The sequence below is a fragment of the Thermostilla marina genome, assembly GCF_054657455.1.
On the sequence record NZ_BAAHYR010000001.1, the window covers coordinates 3,720,408 to 3,739,840 of the forward strand.

Here is a 19,433-nt window from a genome sequence, read left to right on the forward strand (position 1 = left end):
CCGGTCCGGTCGACGGACAAATAGCGTCGGTGTTTGTCATGCTTTTTCGACGCGGTAGCCGCGGTTGTTTTTTACCATCGCTTCCGCCCGCAACGTGATGACCGACTCGGTGCCGACATTCTTGTTGTCACGAATCTCGTTTTTCGAACTCGGCTTTCCGCCCAACAAGATCCCGCCCGAGGTCGTGTTGCCGACGATCTTTACGTTTCGACACGGCCCCCTACGCTCGGGTGAATGATCGGCGTCGACCATGATCGCCACGGTTCGATTCACACCGTCGCGAGACTTCTCGTCGACACGAATGTCGTTGTTTTCGACCAAGAGGCCGTCGATGCGACCCGTCTTGTACAACGAGAGATATGTGTTTCCACGATTCCCCACCAACACGCTGTCGACGATGGCCGAGTTGCAGTGGTTTTCGTGCATCAGGCCTTCGCCGTCGTTGATCTTGTACTTGCGGTCGGCCGCCCAATTGCGATACACCCGATAATCGTTGCCTTCGAGAATCCAGCGATACCCTCGCATCTCGACGGCGCGATTGTCGTTGGTCGACGAACCGGAGGTCGTCCCGATGCCGTCGGTCGTGGGACGGTACACGTCGTCCTTGAATCGGATGACGTTGTGCGCACAGACGACGCCGTCACCGGCGAACGCGATTGCCGCCCGTCCCGTCGAGTAGATGTAGTTCTCGACGATCACGGTTCCCTTTCGAAAACCGAACGGGTGTGTTTCAGGTGTGCCGCTCGGCTCCTCTCCGCCGGGGGCCCCGATGCAAAAATGGTTGACCTTGATTCCGGGTCGATTGTCGTAATCGAAAACCACGTCCATCCGCACCGGCCCGCTCTTCCCGCGCCCGCGAAGCACGTAATCGGGCATGACGAAATGATGATCACTGGGCGGCAGACGGTTGGCGGCCACGAGGACGTTTTCCTCAGCATAGATGCCGATCGCCGCAAAGTGTCTTTGCGTAAATCGTTGCCAAGGCTTTTGCCCCACGCTCAAGTTCGGCACGTCGGGGCTGCACACGGCGGCGTTGGTCAATACGCATCCGCACACGAACCGATTGCTTCCGCAACGGTGTTCTTCCGCCTCGGCAAAATGAATGTGCCCGTGATCAATGGCCAAAAACACGACCCCGCAATTCGAAGCGCCCGCCGGATCGTCGAGCACGATTCCCTTGAAGGCCGATGCGACAGGCGTTCCATCCCCCGAAAAGATCGGCATATATTTCGGGAACACGATGCGGGAAGGTGGTGCATACGCTTCGCTGCGGGCATCCGACTTCTCGGGCGCGGCACCGCGTAAAATGATGCCGTCCCGTAACCGAATCGACTCGTGGAAGCTGTACTCGCCGGGCGGAAAGTAGACCACACCACCGCCTTGGTGCGCAAGCAGTACCTGCGCCCTTTCCAGACGCTCGTCCCAGTTTGCGCCGTCAACCGTCGTCAAATCGACAATGCGATCCCAAGGCAGTCTTGCCGTCCAGGCTTGTCGGAATCGTTCCAACGGATCATCGGCAGGAACGTTGCGTTCCGCAGCAGCGGCCCGTCCCGATATCACCAGTTTCGCGGTAGCAACGGCACCTAGCCCGACCCCGAAAAACCGACGACGGTTCCCTTCCCACGTCATCGTTTCCCCCTTTCTCTGTCCGCCGTTCCAACGGTAGTTCGCTTCACGATTGTGCGGCTCGACTTTAGTCGCGTGCCGACGGCCGGTCAAGCAATCTCCCTGTTCCCACAAGATAAGCAACGCTTCGCGCGGCACATTGTCGACCGTCGACAATCGGTCGCGTGAACGAGCCGGTTCACTTCCACACGTGGAAATTCACAAGTTCGTTGAGACGCCTTCATCGTGCATGTATGATGCAGCGCGCCGTTGACGGCCGTTTTGTCGGCGAACTGCTCCCATCACTACGTTCGAGGACCAATGCCATGACGCGTTTTCGCCCCCGAAACAACCGGCGCACGAATCGTCGCACGTTGCTGAAAGGTGCCGTCGGCGCAGTCGCGGCTTCGTACCTGGTCGACGCCGCATCGGTGTTCGGCGCCCCCGCAAGTGAACGCATCCGCTTGGCACTGGTGGGATGCGGGGGTCGCGGCAGCGCGTTGGGCCCCGGCTTTACCGAACAGCCGAATTGCCAAGTCGTGTATGCGTGCGATCCGAACCGTCCCCGGGCCGAAAGTGCCGCCCGCACGTTGTCACAGTTGCAACCCGGCGTCGAATGTCGACCGCTGGACGACTTTCGCCGCGCGCTCGACGATCCCCAAGTGGATGCGATCGTTTCGGCGACGCCCGACCATTGGCACGCGCTCACAACCGTGTGGGCGTGTCAAGCGGGCAAGGATGTCTACGTCGAAAAGCCGGCCTGCCATTCACCTTGGGAAGGGCAACAGATGGTCGCCGCGGCGCGACGATATGACCGCGTCGTTCAAGTCGGGACGCAATCGCGCAGCGCCCCTTACGCGATGGAGGCCAAGCGATACATCGAACAAGGCAAGCTCGGAAAGATCCACTTCTGCCGGATCCTGAACCAAAAGGGGATGCCGAACTTCCCCTGGGAACCGGACCGACCGGCACCGCCCGGACTGAACTGGGACATGTGGAACGGTCCCGCGCCGGAATGCCCATACAACCCCACCTATCACCATCATTGGCATCACTTTTGGCGGTACTCCGGCGGAGATGCCGTGAACGACTCGATCCACCAGGTCGATCTGGCCCGCTGGCTGCTGGGTGTCGAACTGCCCAAAACGGTCCGTTCCGTCGGTGGGCGGTTTCATTCAGAAGGGGCAGCCGAAACGCCGGATACCCAAATCACCACCTATGAATTTGACGATCTGGTGGTCAGCTTTGAATTGACGTTGTACACACCGTACATGCTCAAGATCGATCCCGAGGTCCGTAACAGCGACATGTTTCCCTTGTGGTCGCAATGTGCCACACGGATCGAGATCTACGGCAGCGAAGGCGTCATGGTCGTCGGACGGCACGGCGGCGGTTGGCAGGTGTTCGACCGTCCCAAGAACCGTGAGCCGGTCGTCAAGGCACAAGCCTACGGTCGATTTCCTGATCCGGAACACAAAGCGAACTTCCTCGCGTGCATGCGGTCGCGGCAGCGTCCCAACGCCGACATCCAGATCGGTCACCGCAGTACCTTGTTGGTTCTCTACGCGAACATCAGCTACCGCCTCGGCGGCCGCGTTCTACACATCGATCCCGAGACGGAAACGTTCCGTGACGATGACGAGGCGATGACGCTGTTCCGCCGCGCGTACCGGGAACCGTACCGTGTCCCCGATGTACGCAACGCGTAACGGCGGAACGTGTCGTTCCTCTTGTCGGTTTCCACTCGCAATCGGTCGAAGCGGTACCACCGTGAATCTTTCGCCGGTCGATTCCGTCGGATGATCCGGTAAGTTTTCCTCTTTGCCCGGCAAGATGTAGGGATTGAAGCGGCGATTCGGTGTCGATCGTTCCGCCCGCGGCAAGTCGCGCGATCACCGCGACACTACCGCGATTTGCTCCTCGGCTCGTCGGTCGAATCGGATCAGGCCGAAGACAGACGTAGGAAAGACTTTGCGCGACACCGACGGGCCGACGACGAACGTCGGCAATCGTGCTGTGGCGTGCGTTCGAGGCCGAAAGCCATGATCGTCGCTCAATTGGAACTATCGCCCGATGCCCTGCAATGGGTCTACCTGGTCCTCGTGTGGATCGGGTTCGGAGCCGTTGTGGGCCTATTGGCCAAGACGATCCTTCCCGGTCGCGAACCACGAGGCCCCTTCGGGGTGCTGGTAGTGGGCATATTGGGAACCATGGTCGGTCCGTTGGTGCTCACCTCGGCACTACCCTTGGAAAACTTCAACCCCATCAGCCCCCTCGGTTTTCTGGTGTCGATGGGGGCGGCGATCGTGCTGTTGATCGGTTACCGTTTCCTCCTGCTGGTGGCGGCCGACTTCTTTTTCGTCCGCGGGATCGACGAAGAAACGGACGACGACGAGTACGAATACGCCGACGAGGAATACGAATACGTCTATCGCTGATTCCGATCGCCCGCTCACCGGCAACCCCTGCCCCCAAATGGCTCGATCCTCAAAAAACGAATGACGAATCCCGCTGACGGAGCGCACCATAAAAGCCCGAGTGTCGCTAGCGTCTTTCGCCGGACGACTCGGGCCGGGTAATCGCCGGTCGGGCGCTCTAGGTCACTTGGCTTTCTTGGAGCCCTTGCCGGATGGGATCGGCTTCCCCTTTTGAGCCGCCAGTCTTTGTTCCGGTGACAGCTTCTTCCACTCGTCGAGCGGGTAGATGTGCTCGTTCGGCGTGGGCATCGGCGCCTTGATTGCCTTTTGCCAATCGTGGAGCGTCTTCAACAGCCGCGAGGCAACCTCGGGTTCGGCCTGAGCCAAGTTGTGCTGCTCGCTCAGGTCGTCTTTGAGGTTGTACAACTCCAGGCGACCATCTTCGAAGAACTCCATCAATTTCCAGTCACCGTCACGAACGACACCGACCGGCGTCGTCCGCCACGTGAAATCACCCGATCCCAAGTAACCGGGAAAGTGCCAGAACAACGGCCCGCGATTGCGTTCCGCCGGTGTCCCGCCGAACAGCAGCGAGGCGTAACTTACGCCGTCGAGCACGTAGTCTTTCGGCACCGGCGCACCGGTGATCTCCAACAACGTGGGATATAAATCGACGCTGTTGATCGGATCATGACACACAGTACCGGGGGCAATGCGGCCCTTCCAGCGAAAGATGTACGGCACCCGGATGCCGCCCTCGTGGAACGTCCCCTTGCCGCCGCGCAAGGGCCAGTTGTCGGTTACGTCGCGTCCTTTGATTCCTTCCCGCAAGTAACCGCCGACGCCGCCGTTGTCGCTCGAAAAGATGACCAGGGTGTTCTCGCCGAGGCCGAGTTCGTCGAGCGTTTTCAAAATCCGCCCGACACTCTCGTCCACCGAGGCGATCATACCCGCGTAAACCGGATCATGGTGTCCGCCGACAGGTTTTTTCGGCTCGAAATGCGCGATCCACTCTTCCTTGGCCTGCCAAGGACTGTGAACGCCGAAGTGCGGCAAGTAGAGGAAGAACGGGCCGTCTTTGTGGCGTTGGATGAAATCGATCGCCCGATCGGTCAGAAAATCGGCCAAGTACGTCCCCTTGGGATACTTGACGGGAGGATTCGTCGTGAAGTTGAAATGGCGTCCGGCCGAAACGATCGCTTCGTCGAACCCGCGAGCGGCCGGATGATGCTCGGGATCTTCCCCCAAGTGCCATTTACCGAACATTCCCGTGGCATAGCCGGCACGTTTGAGCGCTTGGGCGATGGTGATTTTTTCAAGCGGTAGTTCCGTCACATTGTCGACGGGACGCAACGGGCGTACCGGCCAAGGAAACCGATAGATTCCGCCGACGGTGTAAACGCCCGTCCGCGGGCCGTACTGCCCGCTCATCAAGGCCGCCCGCGTCGGCTGACAATTGGCCGCGCAGGTGTATCCGTCGGTGAAACGCATGCCCTCGGCCGCCATGCGGTCGATGTTCGGCGTTTCGTAATAGCGACTACCGTAACACCCTAAATCGGTGTAGCCCAAGTCGTCGGCCAAGATGAACACGACATTGGGACGCGGTGCCGCTTCGGCCGTCTTCCAGGCGCCGACCCCGGCGACCAACATACCGCACGAGACGACGCTCAACCAGGCAATGATCCAACGCTTCATAGGGGGAACTCCTCATCATCCGAAACACGGAACTTACGGCGGCGCAACGACCACCTTTCCACGGTTCCCCCGCTTCCCAACGCGGTACGCCGATTGCTTCTCACGCTACTCGGCCGGTTTGCGGACATGCGCGAAAAGCCACTCTCGCAATCCCGGCTCGTAATAAGCACGTTCCCAGATATTGTGCCCTGCCCCGGGGTATTCCGTGTAGCGCACGTCGGCCCCGAGGTTCTTCAATACGGCAACGACCGATCGCGAGCGGGCGACCGGTACCGCCGGATCCTTTTCTCCGTGAAACACCCATATCGGCACGTGTTTGAATTCCGCCGCGCGGCCGTCATCGGCACCACCGCACAACGGAATCGCCGCGGCAAAATAATTCGGCCGCCGCACGAGGATGTCGAACGTCCCGAAACCGCCCATCGACAAGCCGGTCACGTAGCGGCGATCGGGATCAATGGAAAACTCTTTCTCCAGAGCATCGAGGATTTCCAACGTCAACCGCATCGCGTATGAGGGCTTTTCAGGCGTTTCGTGCGGCTTGTCGAAGCTCCAGGCCACCTCGACCCACTTTCGATTCACAGGACACTGCGGCGCCACGACGAAACACGGATGCGCCGGGTCGGCGGCCAAGTGCAATACCTGCGCATGCTTCAGTTGCAACGCGTTGTCGTCGCCCCGTTCGCCCGCTCCGTGGAGAAACAAGATGAGCGGATACTTCTTGCCCGCATCGTAACCTTCCGGCACCAGCAGACGATACGGCAAGGATTCTCCCGCGTCGTTGCGATATACCCGTTTTTCCATGCGTGCACGTAACGTTTCTTCGACCGTTTCGGCGCGCGCATGCGCGGCCGCACACGCCGCCGTGAGTGCCCCCACTCCCATCAATGCAACCAGTGGAAACGTCGCTTTTCTCATCACTCATCCCTTACACAATGGCCTTGCGAATCCGGTTGAAGAGGATATCGCTCTGCTTCGGTCATCATTTATTTCAACGGCTTCAGTTCGATATTGCGGAAGCGGATCAGCAACGGCCCGCCGGGATGGATTTGCAACCCGATGTGTCCTTTCAAACCGACGCCGTGCGCACGGTGTGCCTCGTCGTCCAAGCGTCCCGCACCGTCGTAGTCGGCGACCGGTACGTCGTTAACGAACGTCTGAATGTGCGTTCCACGACACACGATCCGCATCGTATTCCAAGCATCGGGGTGCCGAGGATCGTCAGCGTGAAACCACTTCCACCCGCGGGGCGCGTGTTCCGGCTTGGCGTTGGCCGGCCGCCCCACGTCGGGCCATAACCACACCTTGGCTTCGCGGGTTTCGTCGTAGATGAACCCACACCGCCAGGGACCCGGCGGATTGATATCCACCTGCGGGCCGTCCAGCCAACCGGCCTCGTCGTCATAGCGACTACGCAACTGAACGCCGCTGTTTCCCCGCGAGGTCGAATAGGTTTGCACTTCGAGCGTCAGCTCGAAGTCGTCGAATTCGTCCTTGGTGAGCAGCCAGATGTAATGATGCTTACTGCCCTCGGGCACTTCGGCCGTAATCGTCCCGTCGACGACCTTCCAATACCCCCGCTTGTCGTCGTCTTGCGGCCGGCACTTGACCATCCAGCCGTCGAGCGACTTACCGTCGAACAAGCAAATCGTATCGGATGTTTCGTCCTGCGCCCGCACGGCACGACCGCCGCACACACAAATCGCCGTCCCGACGAAAATCAACACCCCAAGCAACCAATACCGAAACATGTCTGTTGTCATCCTCACGTGCGTACTCCTCGGCATCGAAAGGTCGGCCCGTTTCTCGCTGCCCCGACCGGTTTCGATCATAGTCTGCATCGCCGCAAATTGCACCTCTCCGACAACGAATCCAATTCGGCGCAAAAAAGAACCCCCGAAGTTTGCCCGAGGTTTCCGCTTCATGACGACTCGGACAAAATCCGGGGGCGACAACTCGGAATCCCCTTCAGTGGCGGAAATGCCGCCGGCCGGTGAAGATCATCGGCAGCCCGTGCTTGTTGCAGGCATCGATGACTTCCTGATCGCGGATCGAACCTCCGGGTTGAATCACGGCCTTCACGCCCGCGGCCGCCGCATGCTCGATCGAATCAGGGAACGGGAAGAATGCATCAGAGGCCAACACGGAACCGTCCACGCGATCACCCGCCTTCTTGATCGCAATCTCGACCGAGTCGACCCGGCTCATTTGTCCCGCCCCGGCCCCGACCAGCATCCCGTCTTTACACAAGGCAATTGCGTTCGACTTCAGGAATCGAACGATCGCCCAAGCGAATTGCAAATCGGCGGATAGCGTCTCGTCGGGCTTGGCCTCGGTGACGACCTTCCATTCCGAAGGATCATCGGGGCCGTTGTCGGCCTCTTGCATCAAGAGCCCGCCGTTGATGTAGCGATACGTCCATCGTTCGCGTTGATCATCCAGCTCGCCTACCTTCACCAGTCGCACGTTCTTGTGCCACTTCGGCTTGGTAGTAAGGATTTCCAACGCCCCCAATTGGAAGTCGGGCGCCACGATCGCCTCGATGAACAATCCCGGCTGTGCCAGCAGCTCGGCGGTTTCGACATCGACGATGCGGTTCATTCCCAAGATCGAACCGAATGCGCTGACAGGATCGCCCGCCATCGCCTTCTCGGCCGCTTTTACGAGCGTATCGGCCACCGCCGCCCCGCACGGATTGTTGTGCTTCAGCACGGCCACCGCAGGTTCATCGAAATGACGTACGATCTCGAGGGCCGCGTCCAGGTCGAGAAGGTTGTTGTACGACAACTCCTTCCCGTGCAACTGCACGCCCGAAATCAGATTCGGTCCCCGGCGATTCGAGGCCGCGTACACCGCCGCTAGTTGATGCGGATTTTCGCCGTAACGCAACACAGCCTGGCGACGGTACGTGGCCGTCAACGTCCCCGGGAACGGGCCTTCAGAGGTCTGTCCCGCAAACCATCCCGAAATCGCCTGATCGTACTTGGCCGTGTGCGCGAACGCCTCGGCTGCCAATCGTTTCCGTAATGCGAGGCTCGTGCCCCCCTGCGATTCGACTTGCGACAAAATCTCGGCGTATTGCAACGGACTGGTCGCGATCGTGACGAACGCATGGTTCTTCGCTGCGGCTCGGACAAGCGACGGCCCGCCGATGTCGATCTTTTCGATCGCCTGAGACTCGGTCACATCGGGCCGGGCGATGGTGGCCTCGAACGGATACAAGTTGACGACCACCAATTCGAAGGTCAGAATCTCGTGTTCCTGCAAGGCCGCCATGTCGTCTTCTCGATCGTGACGGCACAGGATCCCACCGAATACTTTCGGATGCAGCGTCTTCAACCGACCATCCATCATCTCGGGAAAACCGGTGTACGCCGACACGTCGTGCACCGCAATCCCCTGATCTTCCAAGTACTTACGCGTACCACCGGTCGAATAGATCTCGACACCGCAGGCCGCCAGACCACGTGCAAACTCGCCGAGTCCCAGCTTGTCGCTGACACTGATCAACGCTCGGCGGATCGGAAGCGTATCCATCGTTACTCCTTGGATCCCAATCGGTTACGACACACAACAAGCCGTGCCCGAACGCGCGACCAACCAAAAGGCTCAGTGTAGGGGGCCGCCTGACATCGGTCAAGATTCAACCCATCCATCAGGTGGGCATACCCCATCCCAGGAAGCTATTTACGGTTCGAGCACGACTTTCAATAGGCCTTCCGAATTGTCACGCAGCCGGCGGAACATCTCGGGCCCCTGTTCCAACGAAGCAACGCCGCTCAACAGCGGCGCAGTTTGGACGGCCTTGCGGGCGAGCAACTCGAGGCACCGCGGATAATCGTGCTGCGACGCACACGAGCCGGCCAACGTAATCTCCCGCGTGACCACACGCTGCAACGGCAGCTCCACGTTCGGCGTCACATTTCCGACGAGCACGACGCAACCTCCCTTGCGTGCAGCGTCGATCGCCGAAGAAACCGTCGGCTTCACCCCAACTGCCTCAAAGACGACGTCGGCACCACGCCCCTCCGTTTGCTCGAACACGGCTTCCAAAATGCCCGCGGGTTCCATGGCGGAGGCATCGAGCACATGATCGGCCCCGAGCTCTGCTGCAATCTCCAATCGCCGGGGTTCGAGATCGACGACGAGCACCTTCCCCGCACCACAAACCCGCACGGCTTGAACGAGCATCAGACCGATCGTCCCCGCCCCGAAAATCACCACAGTATCGGCCGGACGCAGCGGTGCCCGCTGAATTGCATGGAGTGCGATGGAAAGAGGTTCGACCATCGCGGCCTCGACGAAACCGACATCGTCGGGTAGCGCGTACAGAATATGTTCGGGCACGACGACGTACTCGGCGAACGCCCCGTGACGGCGATATTCGTCACACGATACGCCCAGCACGCGGCGTTGATCGCACAAATGGACGGCGCCGCGACGACAATACCAACACCGCCCGCAATAGATCGTGGAATCGAACGTCACCCGCGTTCCTTCTTTCCAATCACCGACGTCCGCCCCCAGCGCGACGATCTCGCCGGAGGCCTCGTGCCCCATGATGATCGGCGGAATTCGCCGGCCGGAGCTGCCGTCCATCCCGTGTACGTCGCTGCCGCAAATCCCGCACGCCCGCACGCGGATCAGCACCTCATCTTTGCCGGGTACCGGATCCGGCACTTCTTGGATTTCCAGATGGTTGTAAGCGGTCAGGACAAGTGCTTTCATCGAATGCGTATCCTCCGCGACGACCGGAAAACGGGTTTTTTCCACGTCGCTAGTGTAGGCGAGCGGTCGTGTAGCCGACAAGTCACAACCGAAGAATCAAGACACGCAAAATGCACAATCTTGGAAAGCTCCATCAAGACGAGCACAAAACTGCACTTGCAGCGTTTGGGCCAGATGAAGAAAATTCGCCGCCAACTTTACGACCGTTCACAATCCGCCTAGGAGAGACACACGTGAACCGAAGTCGCTTCCGATTTCCTGTTGTAGTTGTCTTGGGAATGCTCGCGACAGCTTCGACGGTGACGACGGGATGCTCGAGCTGGAACTTGCGCGGCGTCGCCGATCCTCCCAGCTCGCTCTCCATCCTCGCCAGGCAAGCCCGACAGGACACTCCGCCTACCGATGTCGAATCTTACAGCAGCCAAGCACAAGAGATCGAGCGTGACTTGGGCGCCAAATGAACGGGACACGATCTTCCGGCAAAGCCGGCACGGTGCCAATACGTTTCTACCAAAGCAAACGCGGTCCTCGGCCACGTAGCGACCGAAGACCGCGTTTCTAGGTCGTTACCGATGCCTCAAAGAGGCGTCTACTCCTTCCCGCCCTGCGCGGCACGGTACTCGAGCAGGATCTTGGGATCGGGCTCGTAACGTTTCGCTTCCTCTTCCGTCGGCACTCGCAACGGTCGAACAACACGGAAGCCCACGAACGGCGCGTCGGTCAAGTACCAGATGCTTTGCGGAATCTGCGGGTCTTGCATCTTCCAATCGGGGTCGGACCCACGCCGCGCTGCACTGCGGCAATCTTCCGGATCGTCCAGCCACGAACCGCCGCGGACGACGATCGGGTACTCTTTGACCGCCGGAACGAGCGGGTTCTTCACGGTCTTCCCGGCAAACGTTTCATACGCGTTGGGAACGTATTGGTCGAGAACCCATTCGGCGACGTTGCCGTGCATATCGTACAAGCCCCACGGATTGGGCTTCTTCTCACCGATTTCGTGGTACTCGTCGTCACTGTTGTCGTAGTACCAACCATAGTCGTCGAGATCGTCCATATCGTCGCCGAAGGAATAGGCCGTCGTCGTGCCGGCTCGACACGCGTATTCCCATTCGGCTTCGGTCGGGATGCGATAATAACGACCGGTCTTCGCCGACAACCATTTGCAGAAATGTTGAGCGGCGTACAGCGTCATGCAGATCGCCGGCTTGTTCCGCTTACCCATCTCGAACGACATGTCGGTGTAGGGCTTGGTCGGTCGGGCGACGGCGTCGGCCAAACGATCCCATTCGGTGGGCTCTTTGCCCTCGATCTTGCGGCGCTGAATGTCCATTTCGAACGACCAGGTTTCATACAAGTCCCAGGTCGTTTCGTACTTGGCCATCCAGAACGGCTCGATGATGACCTCGTGTTGCGGACCTTCGTCTTCTTTGCGTCCCTCTTCGTCTTCCGGGCTTCCCATGATGAACTTACCGCCGGGGATCGGGACCATCTCGATCTTGAGATCGGTGCCGACGATCACTTCGGCATAGGGTTTCATTTCGGCTTCGGTCTTGGCCTCGGCGTCGGGCACCGGGTACGGCTTCGGAAGCCACTTCAAAACCGGGTCCAGTTCAGGATTCGGCGCGCCCTCGTCGGCCAACGCAGCGCCCGCGCACAACCCCATTCCCAGGATCGCTGCCGCCGCAATCAGGCCGGCCCATGACTTCTTCGTCCACTGCATACAGTCGTACCTCGCTCCTGCAAGACAAAGGAAAATACCACTCCGCAGTCAGCGTCGCCGCGGCGAATCACTCTCCACCGAGTCCCTTATTCGCCCGTTTTCTCGGCGACGATCCGATGCATCATTCAGACTGCGACTCTCGACATCGGGTCGTCGTTTGCATGCGATTCCCGGAAAACCGTCAGCAAGATTCGCCGGGAGAACGTGCAACGACCGTTACGGTATAGGCGGGAACTTCCATTGGCGGTCGCCGCTTGAGAACCTCGAGTTCTTCCTTCGGATTCGCCGACACAGTCGCCGAAACCTGTTGTTGATCGCTCTATTCCTTCCATGATTCGGACAACGCCGACCGCACCACATTACCGGCTATTCCGACCGATAACCGAATGCTTATTGTACGTGACCGCCTCAAGCGATGCAAACGTCCTAAAAGCCCTCCCAAACGTTGTTCTTTTCCTGATTGCCGGTGTTTATCACAGTTTCGAATGACACAATCCGATTCCGGAATCCGTACGTGATTCGGCCGGTCCCGGTTCACGGCGACGGGCACAACCGGGGCGAGAGCACACCATCCTCTGTTCGTCGGCTACAATGGACGGCTGTGCTATCGCGCACTCGGTACGGCCGACCAATTACGAGCAGGAAAGACGCCGCCTATGTTGTGTTGTCGACAATACCAAACCATGACGATCGCAATGTCCGTTGGGGCGATTCTTACCGCGGTCGCCGCTTCACCCGCGCCGGCCCAGTCGCCTGCTTGTAGCCACGCGCTGTCGAAATACGAATTTCGCGGCATCGAAATGGCCGTGCCCGTCCGCATCGTTTGTTATGCCGCGTCGGAAGATCAGGCCAGGCAGGCGGCAAGGGCCGCTTTCACTCGAATTCGCGAGCTGAACGACGTCTTCAGCGATTACCTGCCCGACAGCGAAGTGTCGCGGCTGTGCGCGACGGCCGGATCCGGTGAAGCCGTTCCCGTCAGCGACGATCTCTGGCATGTTCTGGTTCTTTCTCGCGATCTCGCCGAGAAAACCGGCGGTGCGTTCGATGTCACCATCGGGCCGCTCATTCAACTTTGGCGGCGTGCCCGCACGCTGCGGGAGTTGCCCCGCGAATACCGTATCCGGGAAGCAAGAGCGGCCGTCGGATTCGACAAAGTGCGTTTCGACGAACAACACCAAGCCGTCGAACTGACCGTGGCCGGCATGAAACTGGATTTCGGCGGAATCGCCAAAGGATACGCAATCGACCAGGCATTGGCCGTGCTCCGGCAGCACGGTATTTCGCGTGCCTTGGTCGACGCCGGAGGCGATATCGGCGTCGGCGATCCACCGCCGGGGCGTGACGCCTGGGTGGTCGGCATTGCACCGTTGAATCCCGGTGAACCGCCGGGCTACTTTGTGAAGGCCGCGCATTGTGCCGTCGCGACTTCGGGTGATCGCTACCAATTCGTCATGGTGGACGGCAAACGCTACTCGCATATCGTCGATCCGAGAACCGGTGTCGGGTTGACACAACACAGCGAAGTAACCGTCATCGCACCGAACGCCACACTAGCCGACGCACTAGCCACCGGCGTCAGCGTGCTGGGTCCCGAAAAAGGCTTGACCACGGCCGAACGATTCCCTGAGGTTGCTTGTCTGGTGCTACAAGGCCAAGAGGACGAGGTAGTCGCTTATCCATCGCCTCGCTGGAAGCAGTGGACGGCACAAGGCAGAATCGTCGAGCGGCTGCGATCGGCCGAATGATTCACAGTCGCTTTACGCTCCCCTCTTCTCGGGTTTGTCCGACAATCGTGACTCGAAATCCTCGCCATTCCGACGGCGCATCATCGTCAGCCGGTCGCCGGCGGCTTGTCGGCAGACTTCTGGTGGTCGGCGCAGCCGTGCTGTGGAGCAGCAGCGGACTATTCGCCAAGGCTTCGTTTTTTGACGCCTTTCCGGAGTTCGAACGCGGGTTATTGTTCGCTTTTTGGCGTGCCTTGGCGGCGGCTGTGATCCTCACACCGGCGGCGAGACGCCCTCGATGGCGGCCGGGTCTCGTCCCCCTCGTGCTATGCTTCGCGGGCATGAATGCCACGTACCTTTTGGCCATGACGCAAAGTACCGCGGCCAATGCCATTTGGCTTCAAAATACGGCACCGTTTTGGGTATTACTGTTCGGCATATTCCTGCTGGGCGAACGAGTTACGAAACACGATCTCGTCCCGTTCGCCTTCGCAATGGTCGGGATCGGCATCATCCTGGCATTCGAGTTGACGCGCACCGACGGCGGATCGCACCTAGGCGTCGTCTGCGGATTGCTTTCGGGCATCTTGTACGCGGGCGTCGTCACATGTCTGCGACACCTGCGCGATGAGAATTCGGCCTGGTTGATCGCCCTCAATCACGCGACCGCCGCCGTCCTCCTGCTGCCGGTCGTGGTCGTACTTGAATTGTGGCCGACCTTTCCCCAATTTGCCTGGCTGATGGCCTTCGGTACCTTTCAGATGGCCATTCCCTATGTGCTGTTGTCTCAGGGGTTAAAGCGAATCCCGAGCCAGGAAGCGATCCTTATCGGCTTGCTGGAACCGCTGCTGGTGCCGGCCTGGGCATTGCTTTTCTGGGGCGAACAAGCCGCCTGGTGGACGGCCGCAGGCGCAGCTTTCATCTTGGTCGGGCTGGTACTGCGATATGCCGTCCTGCCGAGGATGTTTCCGGGCGAAAGCGTTCTCCCTAACCGAATCGGCATCGACGACTCCACCCCGTCGAAACGAGACGATCCCGGCGTACCCTAGCTCCGCAAGTCATTCAGCTTCGATCGCGCCCGGAAACCATTCGATATGGGCCGTGCCGTCATCGCGGGGCACGACTGTGACCACGTCGATTCGTGTCGGCAGCTCTTCCAAATCGTGTCGGCGAATGAACAATTGCACGGCCCGGCACAATCGGCGTTTCTTTTCGCGCGTCACCGCGGCCGCAGGACCGCCGAATTCAGCCGTGCGGCGCGCCTTCACCTCGACGAACACGACCGTTCGCGTGGGCGGCTCGACGGCGATGATATCGATTTCGCCGAGCCGATTGCGTGATCGCCTCGCGACGACGCGAAGCCCTTGCTTCTTCAGGTAGCGACAAGCGGCATTTTCGCCCCACCGCCCAAAATTTACCCGCGACGGTTTGCCTCGCGATCGAATCCAAAGTCGCCACAAGCGCACCCGCTCGCGAATCCCATCACGAGCGTAGGCGCCGTGATAGATGAAGAAATTGGCCCAAACCAACAAATGGATTCGCAGCCGCCGCACGAACAGCCACATAAACTTGCCCCATAAGAATCGCCACGATCTGCAACGCCCTGCCGATCACCGACTCAATCGGCGATCATCATATCGCACGACGGACCGGCCGCAAGCGGCTCACCGACGCCGCATGTCGAAAGAACAAAGGCCGTCGTCTCCTACGCGAGAAGACACGGCCTTTGGGTAGCTTGGCTCTGCAAACCGATTTGCGTACCACGCCGGCACCTAGCCGGCCGTGATCGGCGTCATGCTTTTGCTTCCTTCTTTTCCCGGTACGCAGCTTCGCGGGCGGCCCGTTTCGCCATCTGGTCGGGACGACGCTCTCGCAATCGAACCGCTTTACCGATCCGATCCCGCAAGTAGTACAGCTTCGCCCGTCGCACGATCGCCGCACGCTTGACCTCGATTTTCGCGATCCGCGGTGAATGCAGCGGGAACTTCCGTTCAACCCCTTCGCCTTGAACGATGCGACGTACTGTGAACATCTCGCGGGAACCGGAACCACTGCGTGCGATGACTACGCCGTTGAAGATTTGAATCCGTTCCTTGTCGCCCTCCAAAATACGACAATGGACGTCGACCGTGTCGCCGATTTCGAAATACTCGACCTCGGGTTTGAGCGAGCTTTGCTCGACCGCGTTGATCAGTGCCTGTTTGTTCATGATCTTCCTCGCACTCACTCGATCCGCCGTTTCTCGCACGTGAGAAACTCGTGATCGCCGGGTTTGGACGCTCTATTTCCTTCTCACCTAAGAGACTCAGTTTTCGACACGGCAATGCACGCCTCTCGAATACCGAGCCTCGCTCGATTCAAACATCGCGTTGATCGCGTGGCCGTTCGCTTCCCTTCGGAAAACAACTCTTACCGAGCGACTCCCGATCCTGCGACAGTAAGTCCGGCCTTCGTCTACGGGTTCGCTCGATCTGGTTCTGTTTTCGCCACTCGCGAATCGCCTCGTGGTTTCCGGTAAGCAGGATTTCCGGGACTCCCAAGCCCCGATACGTACGGGGCCGCGTGTACTGGGCATGGTCCAACAACCGGTCGTCTCCCGAAAACGAATCGTGCCGGCTGCTGTCTTCATCCCCCAACACCCCGGGGATGAGGCGAATCACCGCGTCGATGATCGCCATCGCGGCAACCTCACCGCCGTTGAGCACGAAGTCGCCCAACGATATTTCATCGGGCTCGAGGATGGCCCGAATGCGTTCATCGAATCCTTCGTACCTGCCGCACAGCAATAGGATTCGAGGCTGCTCGGCCAACTCCTCGACAACCCGCTGATTCAACGGCCGTCCCTGCGGGCTCAACATAACCAAATGCCCGCGAGGCTCGGCTTGCGACTGAACGTCTTCGACACACTCCACGACCGGCGGAGCCATCAACACCATTCCGGGGCCACCGCCGTACGGCCGGTCATCGACCTGGTGATGCTTGTCGTACGTCCAGTCACGGATATTGTGCAACCGAACATCGACCAACCCGCGTTCGATCGCCAGTTTCAACACACTCTCTCCGAGATAACCGCTGAAAATTCCCGGAAACAGCGTGAGTACATCGAAACGAATCGCGGGGACGGGCGGAGTCATTCGGTCGTGTCTGCGCTATTCTCCTCGACCGGCGCGTCGGACGACGCTTCCGCTTCAGGCTCCGGCGCCTTCTCCTCCTTCTTCGCGACCGGCTGCGCCGGCGCGGCCACCGTCACGGGAGCGGAGCGTTTTTGAGCCAAGCGTTCCAACGCGGCCTTCTGTTGTTCGAGGTGCGTTCCGTTCGGGCCGTACTTCTTGATCAAAATAGCCGCCTTTTCGGTCGGCTGCGCACCGACGCTCAGCCAATAAGCAATTCGGTCGGCTTTCAGGATCGCCCTGGCATCGGTTTCGGGAACCATCGGGTCATAGATTCCCAGCTCTTCGATGACACGACCGTCCCGAGGCGCCCTCGCGTCCATGGCACACAGCCGGTAAAACGGCCGATGCCGACGGCCCATCTTCTTCAGTCGGATTCGAACTGCCACGGAGTTACTCTCCTCGCTACGTGAATCGAACGTATGCGTGTATCCTAAATTCGCCTCTCGCCGACGGCGGCACCCGCAAACCACCTTCGTGGAGGCTCATCGTCCAGCAAACACGATACCCGGGATGTGGACCGGTTCCTCTGCCGTCTTCCCCCGGCAGGCGAGTCCCCTTCACCCATTCGGAAACCCAATATTTTCAACAAATTCGGACGTTTGACCAGCCCCCCGGCCAAAGAATCCACCCCCCTCGACCGAGCCTATCGTCACCCATCTCAATAGCTAGCGATCCCTCTTCTTTTCACGGCGACGGCGACGAAGCTCCTTTTCCCGCTGCTTTCGACGTTTTTCTTTTTCGGCCTTGGTAAGCCTTTTTCCCGTCCCCTTCTTGACTTTACCGATCCGTCCGGTGGGGGAGTTCCCGACCTGTTGCATCAGCCCCTGAATCGCCCGCATCCGATCGCGGAGCCCCATTCCGGCCATCGATTGCATGATCTTGGCCATCGGCTCGAACTGCTTGATGAGGTCGTTGACCTCATTGGGCATGACGCCTGCCCCTGCGGCAATACGCTTTCGACGACTAGGATCGATGATCGACGGATCGGCACGCTCGGCGGGCGTCATCGAATCGATGATTCCCCGCAACCGCTTCATGGCCCCCTCGGCATCCGCATCGACGGAGTCGAGCTGCCGCAACATTCCCCCCATACCGGGGATCATGCCCATCACTTGCCGCAGCGGCCCCATGCGTTGCGTTTGGTCGATCAACTTGCGGAAATCGTCGAGCGTAAATTGGCCCTGCTTGAGCCGTTCTTGTTGGCGTGCGATCTCCTCTTGATCGAGTTTCTTCTGCGCCTGCTCGACCAACGAGAGGATATCGCCGTGCCCCAGGATGCGTCCTGCGATTCGCTCGGGATGGAATTCTTCGAGGGCATCCGTCTGCTCGCCGACCCCGATGAACTTGATCGGAACGCCGGTCACGTACTTCACCGACAATGCCGCCCCGCCGCGGGCGTCACCGTCCAGTTTGGTCAAGATGACTCCATCGAGCGTCAAGGCATCGTTGAAGGCCTTGGCGCTGTTGACGGCGTCTTGCCCGGTCATGGCGTCCACGACCAGATACACCTGCTCGGGCTGCACGCGGCGGTCGATTTGTTCGAGCTGTTCCATCAGCTCGTCGTCCACGTGCAACCGTCCGGCCGTGTCGAGAATCACCACGTCGATTCCCGAAGCCTTGGCCTGCTGGACCGCCCGCCGACAAACGGCCACCGGGTCGGTCGCCCCCGGCTCGGTGTAGACCGGGATTTCCAAGCTGTCGCCGAGCACTTTCAATTGTTCGATGGCGGCCGGTCGTTGAAGGTCGGCCGCAACGAGCATCGGCGACTTGCCCCGCTCCTTGATCATCCGGCCCAGCTTTGCGCAGGTCGTGGTTTTTCCCGACCCCTGAAGTCCGCAAAGCATGATTACCGTGCCGCCGGGCTTGAGGTGCAACGAGTGATCGACCGGGCCCATCAAGTTGACCAGTTCCCGGTGCACCACCCCAAACAACTGCTGGGTGGGATTGAGGGAGCGAAGAATTTTTTCTCCCTGGGCCGCCTCCGATACGCGCGCAACGAACTCTTTGACCACCGGCAGACTGACGTCGGCCTCCAGCAGCGCTTTCTGCACCAACCGGAGCCCTTCCCGCATATTTGCTTCCGTCAGCTTGCCGCGGCCGGCAAGGGTGCGCAAAGCATCGGTAAGACCCGTTTGCAGCGACTCAAACATAGGCAACCCCAACGAATTCAGCAGCCTTGTCGCGCCCACCGCGACGGCAGGGAAACCTTAAATGTACCGTATCGCTCGCCCCATCTGCAATGGCGGCGGTCTACGAACGCCTCACACGTCCACCGGGCCGTCCACATCGATTCGGTTTCCGATCCACAACGAAAAAGCAAAGCGGGCGGCGTCGATTGCGCATCGACACCGCCCGCCAATTCGTTCGA

17 protein-coding genes are annotated in these 19,433 nt (G+C 59.8%); 5 read left to right on the forward strand and 12 right to left on the reverse strand.

Translation table 11 applies throughout. The features are described 5' to 3' along the window. Window positions 1-36 precede the first annotated feature (36 nt). Entirely contained in the window at window positions 37-1,629 is a 1,593-nt protein-coding gene (locus ACYQ2I_RS13580; RefSeq protein WP_460167560.1) for a hypothetical protein, read from the reverse strand. 302 nt (window positions 1,630-1,931) lie between these two features. Here ACYQ2I_RS13580 and ACYQ2I_RS13585 point away from each other — a divergent pair, with 302 nt between their 5' ends. Beyond that, on the forward strand, window positions 1,932-3,314 hold the full coding sequence (locus ACYQ2I_RS13585; RefSeq protein WP_460167561.1) for a Gfo/Idh/MocA family protein: 1,383 nt from the start codon (window positions 1,932-1,934) through the stop codon (window positions 3,312-3,314). A 333-nt stretch (window positions 3,315-3,647) separates the two neighbouring features. Then, window positions 3,648-4,043, forward strand: a complete 396-nt coding sequence (locus tag ACYQ2I_RS13590) for a GlsB/YeaQ/YmgE family stress response membrane protein (RefSeq protein WP_460167562.1) — start codon at window positions 3,648-3,650, stop codon at window positions 4,041-4,043. A gap of 162 nt (window positions 4,044-4,205) precedes the next feature. On the opposite strand, the gene ACYQ2I_RS13595 is transcribed toward ACYQ2I_RS13590, so the two are convergent. From ACYQ2I_RS13595 to ACYQ2I_RS13615, 5 genes are all read right to left on the reverse strand, one after another. Beyond that, on the reverse strand, window positions 4,206-5,717 hold the full coding sequence (locus ACYQ2I_RS13595) for a sulfatase (protein WP_460167563.1): 1,512 nt from the start codon (window positions 5,715-5,717) through the stop codon (window positions 4,206-4,208). Between the two features lie 105 nt (window positions 5,718-5,822). Next, a complete protein-coding gene (locus ACYQ2I_RS13600; RefSeq protein WP_460167564.1) occupies window positions 5,823-6,635 on the reverse strand; it encodes a carboxylesterase family protein in 813 nt (270 codons plus the stop codon). A 68-nt stretch (window positions 6,636-6,703) separates the two neighbouring features. Beyond that, complete coding sequence (locus ACYQ2I_RS13605; protein ID WP_460167565.1) at window positions 6,704-7,468, reverse strand: 3-keto-disaccharide hydrolase; 765 nt, start codon at window positions 7,466-7,468, stop codon at window positions 6,704-6,706. A 217-nt stretch (window positions 7,469-7,685) separates the two neighbouring features. After that, window positions 7,686-9,254 carry a bifunctional phosphoribosylaminoimidazolecarboxamide formyltransferase/IMP cyclohydrolase gene (gene purH / locus ACYQ2I_RS13610; RefSeq protein ID WP_460167566.1) on the reverse strand — a complete coding sequence of 523 codons (1,569 nt, stop codon included), beginning with the start codon at window positions 9,252-9,254 and terminating at the stop codon, window positions 7,686-7,688. A gap of 150 nt (window positions 9,255-9,404) precedes the next feature. Next, complete coding sequence (locus ACYQ2I_RS13615) at window positions 9,405-10,445, reverse strand: zinc-dependent alcohol dehydrogenase (protein ID WP_460167567.1); 1,041 nt, start codon at window positions 10,443-10,445, stop codon at window positions 9,405-9,407. A gap of 233 nt (window positions 10,446-10,678) precedes the next feature. Here ACYQ2I_RS13615 and ACYQ2I_RS13620 point away from each other — a divergent pair, with 233 nt between their 5' ends. Next, window positions 10,679-10,906: a hypothetical protein gene (locus ACYQ2I_RS13620; RefSeq protein WP_460167568.1), complete on the forward strand. Its 228-nt coding sequence runs from the start codon at window positions 10,679-10,681 to the stop codon at window positions 10,904-10,906. Window positions 10,907-11,034: 128 nt separating this feature from the next. On the opposite strand, the gene ACYQ2I_RS13625 is transcribed toward ACYQ2I_RS13620, so the two are convergent. Then, window positions 11,035-12,168: a formylglycine-generating enzyme family protein gene (locus tag ACYQ2I_RS13625; protein ID WP_460167569.1), complete on the reverse strand. Its 1,134-nt coding sequence runs from the start codon at window positions 12,166-12,168 to the stop codon at window positions 11,035-11,037. A 683-nt stretch (window positions 12,169-12,851) separates the two neighbouring features. Between ACYQ2I_RS13625 and ACYQ2I_RS13630 the strand changes: the two genes are divergently transcribed. Together ACYQ2I_RS13630 and ACYQ2I_RS13635 are read left to right on the forward strand one after the other, a co-directional pair. After that, on the forward strand, window positions 12,852-13,913 hold the full coding sequence (locus tag ACYQ2I_RS13630) for an FAD:protein FMN transferase (protein ID WP_460167570.1): 1,062 nt from the start codon (window positions 12,852-12,854) through the stop codon (window positions 13,911-13,913). Window positions 13,914-13,960: 47 nt separating this feature from the next. Further along, window positions 13,961-14,941: a DMT family transporter gene (locus ACYQ2I_RS13635; protein WP_460167571.1), complete on the forward strand. Its 981-nt coding sequence runs from the start codon at window positions 13,961-13,963 to the stop codon at window positions 14,939-14,941. Window positions 14,942-14,950: 9 nt separating this feature from the next. Here the strand turns inward: ACYQ2I_RS13635 and ACYQ2I_RS13640 are convergent, their stop codons facing one another. The 5 genes from ACYQ2I_RS13640 to ffh form a co-directional block, all read right to left on the reverse strand. Continuing rightward, window positions 14,951-15,457 (reverse strand): YraN family protein, encoded by a 507-nt coding sequence (locus ACYQ2I_RS13640; RefSeq protein ID WP_460167572.1) that lies wholly within the window; start codon window positions 15,455-15,457, stop codon window positions 14,951-14,953. Window positions 15,458-15,684: 227 nt separating this feature from the next. After that, a complete protein-coding gene (gene rplS, locus ACYQ2I_RS13645; RefSeq protein ID WP_460167573.1) occupies window positions 15,685-16,101 on the reverse strand; it encodes a 50S ribosomal protein L19 in 417 nt (138 codons plus the stop codon). Window positions 16,102-16,249: 148 nt separating this feature from the next. After that, window positions 16,250-17,005, reverse strand: a complete 756-nt coding sequence (gene trmD, locus ACYQ2I_RS13650; protein ID WP_460168418.1) for a tRNA (guanosine(37)-N1)-methyltransferase TrmD — start codon at window positions 17,003-17,005, stop codon at window positions 16,250-16,252. Between the two features lie 17 nt (window positions 17,006-17,022). Next, entirely contained in the window at window positions 17,023-17,451 is a 429-nt protein-coding gene (rpsP, locus tag ACYQ2I_RS13655) for a 30S ribosomal protein S16 (protein ID WP_460167574.1), read from the reverse strand. Between the two features lie 279 nt (window positions 17,452-17,730). Then, window positions 17,731-19,215: a signal recognition particle protein gene (ffh, locus tag ACYQ2I_RS13660; protein WP_460167575.1), complete on the reverse strand. Its 1,485-nt coding sequence runs from the start codon at window positions 19,213-19,215 to the stop codon at window positions 17,731-17,733. Between the last annotated feature and the right edge of the window lie 218 nt (window positions 19,216-19,433).